Consider the following 12665-nt stretch of genomic DNA (forward strand, 5'->3'; position numbering starts at 1 on the left):
TCTTAGGGTGCTGTTTTTTTCCGTAAAAAGGAGTTTTATAGAAATGAAGAAGAAAGAAAAGGCAGTGGTTGTGTTTAGCGGAGGTCAGGACAGTACGACGTGCCTGTTCTGGGCATTGGAGAGATTTGAGGAAGTGGAAGCGGTGACGTTCGATTATAATCAGCGGCATAGCTTGGAAATCGAATGCGCTCAAAACATCGCCAAGGAATTGGGCGTGAACCATCATATCCTTGACATGTCGCTGCTGAACCAACTGGCACCGAATGCATTGACGAGAAGTGATATTGCAGTTGCGGACGGAGAAGAAGGGGAATTGCCGTCGACGTTCGTACCAGGGAGGAATTTGCTGTTCCTTTCGTTTGCCGGAGTGCTGGCGAGTCAGATTGGCGCTAAACATATTGTCACCGGTGTCTGTGAAACGGATTTCAGCGGATATCCTGACTGCCGCGATGTATTCATTAAATCGTTGAATGTGACCTTGAACTTGTCGATGGACCAGTCATTCGTGATTGATACGCCGCTAATGTGGCTTAATAAAGAAGAAACATGGGAGCTTGCGGATCAGCTTGGCGCCTTCGACTTTGTCCGCGAAAAGACCCTGACTTGCTATAACGGAATCATCTCCGACGGCTGTGGAGAATGTCCGGCATGTAATCTGCGGAAAAAAGGACTGGATGACTATGTAAGCAGACGGGTGGTGCTTTCATGATGTACGGTTTTACAATAGTGGATAAACTCCAAAAAATAGATGAAGACATTCAGCGCAGCCAATTGAAGTATACAACCAAGAGGGTTCTCGTGAGTAAGGAATTCACCTTTGACGCGGCGCACCATCTGCATGACTATGAAGGAAAATGCAAGAACCTGCATGGCCACACATATAAGGTCATATTCGGATTGAGCGGATATACGGATTCACGCGGTTTGATGATAGATTTCGGGGACATCAAGGATATATGGAAAAATGAAATTGAAATCCACCTGGATCATCGTTATTTGAATGAAACCCTGCCGCTCATGAATACAACAGCTGAAAATATGGTTGTCTGGATTTATGAAAAAATGGCCGAAGCCCTTTCATTAAAAGAATATGAGGGTGCTAGAGTCGAATTTGTTCGACTATACGAAACGCCGACAAGCTATGCCGAAGCCAGACGGGAGTGGATGGAAAGTGAGTAAACTCCCGGTTATGGAAATCTTCGGACCGACCATCCAAGGTGAGGGAATGGTCATTGGTCAAAAAACCATGTTCGTTCGGACGGCCGGCTGCGATTATTCATGTGCCTGGTGTGATTCCGCATTTACTTGGGATGGCACCGGTAAGGAAGATACCGTCCAAATGACTGCTAGAGAAATATGGGATGAGCTGAAGCGAATTGGGGGTTCCGGTTTTTCCTTCGTGACGATATCAGGCGGAAACCCGGCTCTGCTGAAAAACCTAAACGGGTTGATAGCGATCTTGCATGAAAATAAAATGAAGATAGGTGTCGAAACACAAGGGAGCCGATGGCAGGATTGGTTTCTCGATATTGATGAACTGACGATTTCACCTAAGCCGCCGAGCTCTAAAATGAACACGGACTTTACGGTGCTCGATCAAATCCTCTTGAACCTTGCCAATCGAAATCCTGAAAACCATGTCTCATTGAAGATTGTCGTCTTTAATGAGGAAGATTATCAATATGCCAAACATGTACATGGCCGTTACCCGGATATTCCTTTTTATTTGCAGGTCGGCAATGACGATAGCAGGACGGCGGATGATCGTCAATTGATCAGCGGTCTTTTGAAGAAGTACGAAGAGTTAATAGACAAAGTGATAGCAGATGATGAATTGAATGATGTGAAAGTGCTCCCCCAGCTGCATACCTATATATGGGGCAACAAGCGGGGCGTATAAAGAAAAGTGAGCAAAAGGCAGTGTGATGGAGTAATCACACTGCCTTTTAAGCTTTTTACAGCCTTTGAATATGTGTAGCTTTGAAGGAAGTTGTGTATTTAAGGCCATACCCAAATAAGCGATCCATTCCAATATGTGCGGTCCAAATTAAACCAATCATCAACAATGCATCGAACTTTAGAAAAATGGCAAGCAAAATCATGAAGATGGACAGGGTATAAGTGTGAAATAGGTTATAAACCTTTGCTCCAATTCGATCATTGATCAGGTAGGCCAGCATGGAAACATCAGGAGACAAAATCAATAACAGGAATATCAACCAGCTGAATTCATATAACGAATAGATGTAAATCACAGCTAAAAGAACCATGAGTCCTTCAATATGAAGGAATTTCTTTACCATTTTAAAACCCCCAATGTTTATTTGACCGATGGTCAATGATGTTCGGAAAAATTATATGATGTTTCCGATGATATTTTTTACATGAAAATCAGCTAAGCCTTTAACATCTTCATAAGATAGTTCAGAATTAATATAAAAAGTGATGAATCCGTGAAGAGAAAGTAAAATCGACCATATGGATGCAGGATTCAATTTGTTGTCCGTTAGGTCCGTCAGGGACTGGATTAGCTTTTCATATGTTTTATTGGAATCGAATTGAAGTAACTGCTGAATTTCTTTTTCCTTCGATAAAAACATGATGGAATAATGATTCTGTTGGGTTAAACCGAACTCCAAGAAGCACAATAAAATCTTTTCCATTTTTACAGAAGGGTCATTTTCCGACATGATGATATCATCGATTAAAGTATTTAAAACGGAAAAATCCGTTTTCACCAAACTATAAAATATTTCTGCCTTATTTTTAAAATGATAATATATGGCTCCATGGCTGCATTCCAATGATTTAGCCAATTGCCTCATTGAGACATTCGAATACCCTAACGTTGCAAAAAGGTTTCTGGCTTCATTCAAGACCATGTCCCTGGACAGTTCTTTACCTGCCGATTTCCTTGGCGACATCTTGAGACCCCCTTATTTATTGACCACTGGTTAATAAAAAGGATACCTCACTGATTTTTAAATGTCAACTATTGGATCATATTATAAAGTACTGTTTTTTCAGGGGGACTTTACCATTTAGTAAACTGGAATTTCGCCTATGTTGCAAAGGAGAGGATGCAGGACATTGCCTAGGGAATATTACATGTCATGTAACAGAAAAAAGGAACCAACTAAATATGGGCTGTGCTTATTTAAATACCATTAATTACCTTTTGTGGTATTATGGAGGTATTGATAGAGCGTTGGAGGGGATGAATAAATGAAAAAGAAATTCGGTATTTTCGGTTCAATTATCATAGTCTTGACCGGCTATTTTTTATTCACTAAACCGTATAAAGATAAAACGAAACCTGTAGAAGACATTTTTAAAGTGAATCAACCAGATCAGGTAATAATAATAGAAGGAATTGATGAGGTCAATCCAGGGGATATCGATTTGAATGATGAAGAAGAAATAATAAAATTGGCAAAAAGGCAATATGAGCAAAATGAAAAGGGGGAAATAATTTTTACAGAACCACCTACTAATGGGGGAGGCGGCAGTTATTGATAGTTTTGGATAGTATCTATGGGAAACACATTGTAGAGGGAGTTATTGAAGAGCTGATTCTAAGCAAACCCGTCCAAAGATTAAAGGGGATACATCAAGTCGGGGCAAGTTATTTAGTTAATGAGAAGTGGGACGTTACACGATTTGACCATTCACTTGGTGTGATGATTTTAATTAAAGCGCTTGGAGGTTCATTGGAGGAACAAATCGCGGGCTTGCTGCATGACGTATCCCATACTGCATTCTCACATGTTATTGATTTTGTTTTGTAAGGATGAAGATTATCATGAAAAGATATATGCTCATGTCATTATGGAATCAGAAATCCCATTTATACTGAAGAAGTATGGATTTGATTGTGAAGTCATAGTTCAATCAAAATGGGAATTGCTTGAACAGCCAGCACCTGAGTTATGCGCCGATCGGGTAGATTATACTCTCCGGGATATGTATCAATATGGACATATCACACTGGAATCCGTTCAAGACTTCTTAGACCATGTAATCATAATAAATGGAAGGATGTATCTGGATAATATTGAATCGGCGGAATGGTTTGTGAAAACGTATTACAGTGAAGTTATTGATTTTTTCATGAACCCACTTAATATATATGGCTATGATGTATTGGCAAAGACCTTAAAATTGGCTTTGGCTAAAAATCTGATCAGCCTTGATGACTTACTCGGTACAGATGAAGAAGTTATGTCCTTGTTAAGCTCCACTGAAGACCATGAGGTGAAAAATCTGTTAAAACGGATCCATGGTAACGTAAACGTGATAGAAAATCAATTGGAATACGATTTACATCGGAAAAATAAAGTGCGCCTTATTGATCCTTCCGTTATTGAAGGAACCCAATTATTAAGAGCATCCAGTTTATCAGAAAGAGTCAAGAAAATGGGGATGGAAGCCTATGAAAAAGCTTCGAAGGGCATATATCTAAAAGTGATTTCCGATTGAATGTCATGTCCAACCATACGGAAAGTAAAACTCAAGTGTGATATTCATCCTTGAGTTTTTTCTCCTCCCGTATGCTTTCTTTGACCTTGATTAAGGAAAGAAGGTAAGACTCAATAGGACCCAACATGCTTAAAAAACTTAAGTATCATTGTGCCGGGAGTCAGGACGCCCAACTGCATTTTTAGTGATCTATCTAATCTGAACCAGCACCCTTTACGAATTAAAAAATTATGGATGCTCTCAAAGTATTAACCCCATTTTCTAAGTAACCCTTTAAACAAGTTAATGTATAAACCCAACCTTCCTTTTGACCTATCATTTTATTTATCAATTCGGGATCGTCCTCTTCCAAACCTGATTCGTTCACTTCAATAATTGTACTCATTTTATCCGACTCTTTTAGGGTAATTGTAACAATCGTTTCTTGATCAATTCCTCCCCATGAGAATACGATTTTCCTATTTTCCTCTACTTCCAATACATGAATGGCCACTTCAGCATCGTATTCGTTATATCTCAATGTAAGCGTCCTGCCTTGTTCCCATCTTTCAGAACTCGATGAGAACCAGAAATTCCCGATTCTTTCTGGGTCCACTATGGCTTCAAACACTTCATTGGTTGGTTTGGCTATTTTAAACTTCGTGATTATTTGCGTATCCATCACTATCAACTCTCTTTCAATTTTTTTAAGTTTTCCACTACCACTTAATTATCCCGATCTACTGTTATCGGCGGCAGGGTCCGTCCCGTTTCAAGCAAGCTCTTCAGGTTACTTAGAATTGCTGGCCATCCATTATACAAGCCTTCAAAGGTATGATCATCATATACGAAATCCGTCTCCAGAAGCTCTTCATGCCTAAGCGTTAATTTCAAAGTCGAATCATCCATGGGCTGCAGTATAAAAGTGACCCGAGTAGGCTGCTCGCGAGGTGTTTCGTCTCCTGTCATGTTCCAAGTGAACGAGAGCAGGTGCAGCGGCTCACACTTGAGTACTTTACCATGATCAGTAATACGCCCATCTTCCAGCATAAATGTAACGCTTTTAGCCTTCTTGCCAGTCAGACTGGACTTGGCATCCAAAATGGTACCTCTTCGTGACTTCACCGCTCGTCAGGGCTTCCCAAAGCTTCTCTGGTGTGGTTGCGATATAAATAGCATGAACAAACGATGGTTTTTTTATCATCTTTTTTCTCCTCGCGTTTATACCTCATATCAAGATCGTAACATTATTCTATCAATCATTTTCGGCTTTTCATATACAGCTGGTCTAGCAGTTTTCTGCGACAAAAATCGCCAGAGTCATTGAATTGACCATTGTCCGTGCAAGCCATATGGAAACTTCTTGATTTCCAATCGCTTTCAAGCTACGATAAATAAGGAAAATGATAATCCGCTCGGGCGGAAGAGGTTCTAGCTACCCTCTCAAAAAAACTAAGGGGAACAGTGCTCTTTCTTAGGGTGCTGTTTTTTCTGTATAAGGAGAATTAAGAAATGTTAAGAATTTTATTGTATTTAGTATCCATCATCACGGCGAATGTGGTTACAGCAGCTTTTGCGCCATTGCATTTTGGCATGTTCATCATTCCGATGGGTACATTGCTCATCGGGGGAACCTTCATCTTTCGAGATCTCGTCCAGAATAAATTCGGCCGCGCAAAGACCTATATATGTATCGTCACTGCACTTATTTTATCTGCGTGTGTATCATTTTTATTAGGAGATACGTTATTGATTGTATTTGCTTCCGCATTATCGTTCGTTGTCGCAGAAACAGCGGATACGGAAATATATACCCGTTTAAAACTCCCGATGAGTTGGAGAGTGTTTTACAGCGGAATCGTTGGAGGGTTTTTCGATTCGGTGATATTTGTCGTGATTGGCCTAAGTCCATTAGGTGCCAATATATTGCCATGGGAAGCAGTACCCGCTGCGGTCATCGGCCAAATCATCGTTAAAACGATCATTCAGTCAATTGGTGCCGTACTGTTGGGACGAATTAACGTAGAGCTGGAGAAACGTGTAGTCTCCAGTTAAAGCTAGGAGGGATGCACTCGATGGATGGAACCAAAAAAGAAAAAGATAAATGCTATTGCCTCGAGGCTTTTCGTGAAAAATATGGCCCGCATGTTCAAGGGGATTGTATGAAGCTCTCTTGCGCCAATTATCGCAAGCATAAAGGAATAGACAAAAAAAGACCTAATTAGGTCTTTTTTTTGCGTGAACGGAGTAACTCACGAGTAAACGGTGCGAAATCATGAGTGTAGTATGAATTCACGAGTAAGCGGTGCGAAATCATGAGTGTAGTATAAATTCACGAGTAAAACAGCAAAATTCACGAGTAAAAGTGCGAAACTCACGAGTAAAAGTGCGAAACTCACGAGTAAAAGTGCAAAACTCACGAGTAAACGGTGTGAAATCATGAGTGCAGTATGGATTCACGAGTAAACAGCCCAAAACTCAGCAAAAAAAAGCTTCCTGCGCCTTTCCAAGTAATGGGTGCAGGGAGCTTTTTATTTTGTTTAGAATTGCTCTGCGCTTTTCCGGACTAATTTTTCAAGGAAGTAAAAGCATTCTCGTTTCCTTTCAAGTTCGGTTTGTCCATTTTCGGTGACGTGATAATATTTCCTGCGGCCTGAATCTGACTCTTTCCAATGGCCTGTTATGAATTCCTTTTTTTCTAATCGTTTAAGGGCGGAGTAGAGGGTGCCTTCACTTATTTGATATTTTCCCATGCTCATTTCCTTCAAGATCTTCGTGATTTCATAGCCGTATAGCCTTTTTTGTGAGAGAAGTGAAAGTAAAAGGAGGTCAATGCTTCCCTTCATTAATTCTTTATCCAAATAAATTCTCCTCCTTTTCATTTTTAGTGTAATATGGTGTACATCGTATCACAAGGTGCATTTTACTTTTCTTAAAAAAAATGGTTAAATGACGATTGCTAAATAATTTTAATCATAGTAAAATGTGCTTCGGAACGGATGAGTTGTTAAGAGTGTGGTAAGGATACAATATACATGATTTAATTGTTTTAATGAAAATTCGGAATAGGATAGAAGAATCACTACTCAAGGGGTATTAATTGATTTTTTTTCGAAAATCATTTAGATTCTATTTATCAACATGAGCAAAGAAAGAAGGTCCTAGATAGATGAAAGTGAAAGCACCTGAGTCATTCACATACAGAGGTGGAAAAAGAGCTGTTCTTTTACTTCACGGGTTTACCGGAAGTACAGGAGATATGAAGAAATTAGGAAAGTACTTGAATGATCTCGACTATACTTGCCACGGACCTCTTTATAGTGGGCACGGAGTATCAGCCGAGGAACTTGTTAAAACAGGTCCAAAGGAATGGTGGAAAGATGTAGTTGATGGTTATAATTTCCTTAAGGATGAAGGCTATGAGGAAATTGCTGTTGTGGGAATTTCTTTAGGAGGAGTTTTCTCATTAAAAGTGGGAATTGAATTGCCTGTAACAGGGGTGGTTTCAATGTGTGCTCCGACGAAAGGAAAAAGTATCGATCGACAAAAGAACCGCTTGCTCAATTATGCACAGGCTTATAAGAAGTTTGAGGGCAAAGATGCAGACCAAATTGCTGCAGAAGTGAAGCTGCTGGCAGAAGAGCCTATGCCTCAACTAAAAGATGTGTTGAATATTATAAATGAGACAGGTGAAGATTTAGATTTGATCACATCACCAACTCTTGTTTTACAAGGGCGTTTGGATGATCCCGACTATACGGAGAGTGCTACAGCGATTTTCAATGAAGTCGATACGCAGCATAAACACTTGATATGGTATGAAAAATCAGGTCATATCATCACATTGGGTAAGGAACGTAATCAAGTGTATGAAGATGTTTATAAGTTCTTGAATACACTGAATTGGTCGGAGTAATAAGCGAGTTAATAAATCCCCTTTACGTTGACGTGTTATAAGCCTACATGCATACGTAGGCTTTACACAATGTTTAGGGGTTTTTATTTTGGCTCTTTGTAGAAAAAAACCTTTAAGTTATCGTTATTATCAAGAGTTGCCAATAAAATATCGTTCACGTCGGCATTATAGGTTGTTTTGATTTCTTTTTTCAGCCATTCTTCGTCTTTACCGCCCCTATTTAATTCTTTAGAATCAATCATCCCTTCCTTAATAATCGTTTTAGGAAAATTGAAGTCAGTTGTTGCTAGGTGCATATCTGCTGGAGTTACCGCTTCATATTGAGGGTATAAAAACAATGAAATGGTACCGCCCGGTTCCCATAGTGCAAGGGATACCTTTTGAATATCTTCGACCTTTTCTTTTCTTAACTCCGATAATAAATCATCGATGGAGATTCGGGCCCTTGATAGGCTTTTGTAAATGATTTGTCCATTTTCGATAAGCGGAAAAGGGGCGGAGTCAAAAAAACTACGGAGTTTCCCCCACTTAAGGCTCATAAACAAACTGATTATATATAAGATGACCAATGCAAAGGCCGTGATCATTGAGCCCTTCAAGCCTGACTGTTCATCAGACAAAGGGCGGGCAAGAATGTTCCCAATAGTTAACGCCATTATGAAATCAAGTAATCTTAACTGGGAAATGGACCGTTGCCCCATCAATTTAACCAAAAAAATTAGGAAGAAAAAGGATATGATGGCTCTTAAAGTCCACTCAAATGCAGTAAGAGTTTCCTGGCTATGAAAAAAATCCACAAAAATTCACGTCCTTATTTCCTGTGTTAGTAAGGTGCATTGAAACATCTGGGAGGGTTTAAGCATTAGTATTACCCAACATTGGCACTTGGAGACTCCCTTGACTGTTTTCGAAAAATTTATATTAATATAACAACTTTGAAACGTATTGTAATTAAAAATAAACTGATTTAAAATGATATCTTTCCTGAGAAATTCATTAAAAAAATATCCTTGTATAATATCAGTGATGATGGTCTGATAGTTTCTACCTGGCAGCCGTAATGCCGGACTACAAGGAAGTATGAAAATAGAAGAGATGAACAGGTTTTGGTTGGCTTGAAGAGGCTTGATCCACAAAACATTTCAAGAAGGCTCTTACTTTTTCACACTTTCTTCCTGCGGCTGAAAGTGTAAAAAGGTGAGGGCTTTTTATATAAAAAAATGAATGGGAAATAATATATCCAAAGGGGATGAAATCATGTATTTCTTATTGAATATACTAGGTGTTTTGGTTGTAATGGGCATCGTTTACCTTTGTTCACCTAATAAAAGGAACGTTAAGTGGAAAGCCATTCTTACCTTGCTGGTTCTCGAATTACTTATCACATGGTTCATGTTATCCACTAAAGTTGGGGCATGGGTCATCAATCTGATCGCTTCATTCTTCACCTGGTTGATTGAATGTGCGAATGAAGGAATTTCTTTTGTCTTTCCTTCACTTATGGCAAATGAACATGTGGATTTCTTTTTCAGCGCATTGATGCCAATTATCTTCATTATCACGTTTTTTGATGTTTTATCGTATTTCGGTATACTTACCTGGATCATTGATAAAGTGGGATGGCTCATCTCAAAAGTATCCGGTTTGCCAAAACTTGAGAGTTTCTTTTCGATTCAAATGATGTTCCTAGGGAATACCGAGGCGCTTGCCGTTCTCCGCATGCAGCTCAGTGCGATTAAGGATCAACGTCTTTTGACATTTGGAATCATGAGCATGAGCAGCATTAGTGGTTCAATCATTGGAGCCTACCTCTCCATGGTACCGGCAACCTATGTTTTTGTAGCGATACCTTTGAACTGCTTAAATGCCTTGCTGATAGCAAACATGCTGAATCCCGTCGACGTCACTAAAGAGGAAGACGTTGTTTATGTACCTTCTAAAGAGGAACGGAAAGATTTCTTTTCCACCATTTCCAACAGTATGCTTGTCGGGGCCAAAATGGTCTTCGTCATCATGGCAATGGTTATCGGCTATGTGGCCTTAACGGCCAGTGTAAACGGCATTTTCGGTTTCTTTGTGGATGGCTTGACCATTCAAAAGATTTTCTCTGTCATTTTTAGTCCATTTGCATTCCTGCTTGGACTATCTGGACATGATGCCATGTACGTCGCTCAATTGATGGGAATCAAGCTTGCCACGAATGAGTTCGTTGCCTTGCTCGATTTAAAAGATAAAGTCAGTACATTGTCTCCGCATACAGTTGCTGTGGCTGTCACTTATCTGACGTCATTTGCCAACTTCAGTACAGTGGGCATGATTTATGGAACGTTCAATTCCATCCTCAACGATGAGAAATCGAACATCATCGGAAGGAATGTTTGGAAATTGCTGGTTAGCGGGATGGCTGTTTCCTTGCTGAGTGCCATGGTCGTTGGGTTATTCGTTTGGTGATCTAAAACAAGGGCATCCATTTTTTTTAATGGATGCCCTTTCTTGTGTGAAAAAGCTGTGCTGGATTTTCCCATGCACAGCTTTTTATTCATTTCGTCAAATAGTTCTCCGTATAATATGGTTTATTTTCCTCGTCGAAGGCAACTCCGACACCGAGCGATTCAAAATCCTTCTGCAATTTATTTTCCCTGTGGCCAATGGAATTCATTAGGCCCTCATGGGCAAAAATACTGCTATTCTGACCGGCAGCCAGGTTTTCCCCCGCCATTCGAAAAGTGATTTTGTCATCTTCCATCCGGTCGAACGGGGATTCTCCTTCAAGGTTTGTATGATTGAAGTATTGATTAACGGCCATATCTTTACTATGATCCTGTGCCGTGACCTTCACCCGTTTATCCCATGAAAGCACTGAGAGATCATGATTGACCCGTGATGCATTGGTCAAATCGAATAATTGATATTCAAAGCCCTTCTTTAATTCGGGGCCGGCTTCTGCAAAATAGCCGCTCTTTTGCTTTTCGAGTTTTGCGTCGATGATTTGGATTGCCGTGACTGTATTTTTTTCATGTTTGTCATAAAAAATGGTCACATAGCTATTATCCATTTCAAACATATCGTATTCGCTGCTGTCACTTCGAATCTGGTAATAGACGTTTCCTTTAAGCAGTTTTGTTACAGGCTCCCCCATTTTCCCGGTCACGGTTTCTTTGGGAGTGCCGCGTTTAATGCCTTCCTTCGAGGAAATCAAATCTTGATTCGTATATAGACCGACAACTTTATTGTTGTCATCGTAGGCAACCATGAAGAAATTTTGATAATTTTCGTGATAGGCGAACCAGTCCACGCCATATTCATTACGCGTATTCCGCTTAGCTTCACCAGCCAATTTTTCTACATCATCCTTCGTGTCGCCAATTTCAATATTATGGACCGAGAAGGAAGCATCAGCAGGTGCTTCCAGTGCTGGTTTTTTCACTTTTTCTGTTTCCTGCGATTCTTTTTCAGAAGCGGAATCCAATGTTTCCGTCACCGAGCCGATGATACTGCTGACCCCAGTACTCAGTTTTTCCAAGGCAGTCGTAACCTCGGGCCCGGTTATAAAGGAGCGGACATCCGTTGCAAAGGCACTGGCCCCCGCTTTGAATCCAGACTCCTGAATATCTTTACCATATCCATACCATAATCCAGAGAGTAGGAGTATGAGGACCACAATATTAAACAATTTCCGCAAATCGTTCACTCCTGCTCTATCCAGGATATATAATCCCGATTAATGAAAGATCATCTGCAGCACACTTAAAACAGGCGGGGTACATAGCAAAAATACTGAACACAGAATGAGGATTTGTGAGGCAATTTTGGGGAGCTTTTCCTTCCCTTTTCCCGAATACCAGCCACTGAACTGAAGTTTATTTCTGTACCAGACGAATAATAAAAGCAGAATGGCAATCGAGCCTTGCCAGCCATACTGATTCACTCCGATGTTTGTATATATGCCGTTTACAATGGTCGAAATGATTGTTCCGGCTATCCCGAATATTAGTATGATGCGTATCAATTCTAATAAGACCCTCATATGTCACCCCTTGGTTTCATCATTATACTTCTTCGTTTACAAAATAAAAAATTTTAAGTTGTTCATTACATATTATACCAAAAAGGAGAGGGGGTAAAACGGTGTGAAGTTTATTGTTAGGAAGTTAAACCAGGAACATTCAATTTATACAAAAGGCTCTTTTCGTAAAGATTGTTGTTTTTAAAACGAAACGATTTAAGGTTGATTGGAGCGGAAGTGCGAGACTCCTGCGGGAGCAGCGGGACAGGTGAGACCCACAGGCGT

Annotated in this window: 16 protein-coding genes, 1 pseudogene and 2 riboswitches; of the genes and pseudogenes, 9 read left to right on the top strand and 8 right to left on the bottom strand. The window is 40.1% G+C overall.

Going from position 1 to position 12665, the window contains the following annotated elements; translation table 11 throughout:
• The first annotated feature begins 43 nt into the window (after window positions 1–43).
• From queC to queE, 3 genes are read left to right on the top strand one after another with little or no spacing between them, the layout of a single operon-like run.
• Window positions 44–709, top strand: a complete 666-nt coding sequence (gene queC, locus ACFRAK_RS03095; RefSeq protein WP_387600944.1) for a 7-cyano-7-deazaguanine synthase QueC — start codon at window positions 44–46, stop codon at window positions 707–709.
• Entirely contained in the window at window positions 709–1179 is a 471-nt protein-coding gene (gene queD, locus ACFRAK_RS03100; protein WP_192206177.1) for a 6-carboxytetrahydropterin synthase QueD, read from the top strand. Before queC ends, queD begins: the two co-directional genes overlap by 1 nt.
• Window positions 1172–1900 (top strand): 7-carboxy-7-deazaguanine synthase QueE, encoded by a 729-nt coding sequence (gene queE / locus ACFRAK_RS03105; protein WP_387600947.1) that lies wholly within the window; start codon window positions 1172–1174, stop codon window positions 1898–1900. Before queD ends, queE begins: the two co-directional genes overlap by 8 nt.
• 55 nt (window positions 1901–1955) lie before the next feature.
• Here queE and ACFRAK_RS03110 read toward each other — a convergent pair whose 3' ends face one another.
• Window positions 1956–2303: a DUF4260 domain-containing protein gene (locus ACFRAK_RS03110; protein WP_394571283.1), complete on the bottom strand. Its 348-nt coding sequence runs from the start codon at window positions 2301–2303 to the stop codon at window positions 1956–1958.
• 51 nt (window positions 2304–2354) lie between these two features.
• Window positions 2355–2924: a TetR/AcrR family transcriptional regulator gene (locus ACFRAK_RS03115; protein WP_394571284.1), complete on the bottom strand. Its 570-nt coding sequence runs from the start codon at window positions 2922–2924 to the stop codon at window positions 2355–2357.
• A 301-nt stretch (window positions 2925–3225) separates the two neighbouring features.
• Here ACFRAK_RS03115 and ACFRAK_RS03120 point away from each other — a divergent pair, with 301 nt between their 5' ends.
• Both ACFRAK_RS03120 and ACFRAK_RS03125 read left to right on the top strand, forming a co-directional pair.
• Complete coding sequence (locus ACFRAK_RS03120) at window positions 3226–3516, top strand: hypothetical protein (RefSeq protein ID WP_387600955.1); 291 nt, start codon at window positions 3226–3228, stop codon at window positions 3514–3516.
• Window positions 3513–4479 (top strand): annotated as a pseudogene (locus ACFRAK_RS03125) (HD domain-containing protein). The gene ACFRAK_RS03120 and the pseudogene ACFRAK_RS03125 overlap by 4 nt, the downstream one beginning before the upstream one ends.
• Before the next feature lie 220 nt (window positions 4480–4699).
• On the opposite strand, the gene ACFRAK_RS03130 reads toward ACFRAK_RS03125, so the two are convergent.
• Together ACFRAK_RS03130 and ACFRAK_RS03135 are read right to left on the bottom strand one after the other, a co-directional pair.
• Complete coding sequence (locus tag ACFRAK_RS03130; protein ID WP_387600961.1) at window positions 4700–5140, bottom strand: SRPBCC family protein; 441 nt, start codon at window positions 5138–5140, stop codon at window positions 4700–4702.
• A gap of 44 nt (window positions 5141–5184) precedes the next feature.
• Window positions 5185–5559 (bottom strand): SRPBCC domain-containing protein, encoded by a 375-nt coding sequence (locus ACFRAK_RS03135; RefSeq protein WP_394571285.1) that lies wholly within the window; start codon window positions 5557–5559, stop codon window positions 5185–5187.
• A 318-nt stretch (window positions 5560–5877) separates the two neighbouring features.
• A riboswitch (PreQ1 riboswitch) is annotated at window positions 5878–5920 on the top strand.
• A gap of 50 nt (window positions 5921–5970) precedes the next feature.
• Here ACFRAK_RS03135 and ACFRAK_RS03140 point away from each other — a divergent pair.
• Window positions 5971–6513: a VUT family protein gene (locus tag ACFRAK_RS03140; protein ID WP_048687567.1), complete on the top strand. Its 543-nt coding sequence runs from the start codon at window positions 5971–5973 to the stop codon at window positions 6511–6513.
• Between the two features lie 20 nt (window positions 6514–6533).
• Window positions 6534–6683, top strand: coding sequence for a hypothetical protein (locus ACFRAK_RS03145; protein ID WP_387600966.1), 150 nt, complete (start codon window positions 6534–6536; stop codon window positions 6681–6683).
• A gap of 315 nt (window positions 6684–6998) precedes the next feature.
• Here the strand turns inward: ACFRAK_RS03145 and ACFRAK_RS03150 are convergent, their stop codons facing one another.
• Complete coding sequence (locus tag ACFRAK_RS03150; protein ID WP_260285526.1) at window positions 6999–7319, bottom strand: PadR family transcriptional regulator; 321 nt, start codon at window positions 7317–7319, stop codon at window positions 6999–7001.
• Window positions 7320–7627: 308 nt separating this feature from the next.
• Here ACFRAK_RS03150 and ACFRAK_RS03155 point away from each other — a divergent pair, with 308 nt between their 5' ends.
• Window positions 7628–8374: an alpha/beta hydrolase gene (locus ACFRAK_RS03155; RefSeq protein ID WP_387600969.1), complete on the top strand. Its 747-nt coding sequence runs from the start codon at window positions 7628–7630 to the stop codon at window positions 8372–8374.
• Window positions 8375–8457: 83 nt separating this feature from the next.
• On the opposite strand, the gene ACFRAK_RS03160 is transcribed toward ACFRAK_RS03155, so the two are convergent.
• On the bottom strand, window positions 8458–9171 hold the full coding sequence (locus ACFRAK_RS03160) for a DUF421 domain-containing protein (protein ID WP_394571286.1): 714 nt from the start codon (window positions 9169–9171) through the stop codon (window positions 8458–8460).
• Window positions 9172–9364: 193 nt separating this feature from the next.
• Window positions 9365–9465, top strand: a riboswitch (purine riboswitch).
• Between the two features lie 166 nt (window positions 9466–9631).
• On the opposite strand from ACFRAK_RS03160, the gene ACFRAK_RS03165 reads away from it, so the two are divergent.
• On the top strand, window positions 9632–10825 hold the full coding sequence (locus ACFRAK_RS03165) for a NupC/NupG family nucleoside CNT transporter (protein ID WP_387600975.1): 1194 nt from the start codon (window positions 9632–9634) through the stop codon (window positions 10823–10825).
• Window positions 10826–10913: 88 nt separating this feature from the next.
• Here ACFRAK_RS03165 and ACFRAK_RS03170 read toward each other — a convergent pair whose 3' ends face one another.
• A complete protein-coding gene (locus ACFRAK_RS03170; RefSeq protein WP_394571287.1) occupies window positions 10914–12056 on the bottom strand; it encodes a CAP domain-containing protein in 1143 nt (380 codons plus the stop codon).
• Window positions 12057–12095: 39 nt separating this feature from the next.
• Window positions 12096–12401, bottom strand: a complete 306-nt coding sequence (locus tag ACFRAK_RS03175) for a hypothetical protein (RefSeq protein ID WP_387600981.1) — start codon at window positions 12399–12401, stop codon at window positions 12096–12098.
• Between the last annotated feature and the right edge of the window lie 264 nt (window positions 12402–12665).

Source organism: Peribacillus sp. NPDC056705 (genome assembly GCF_043656335.1).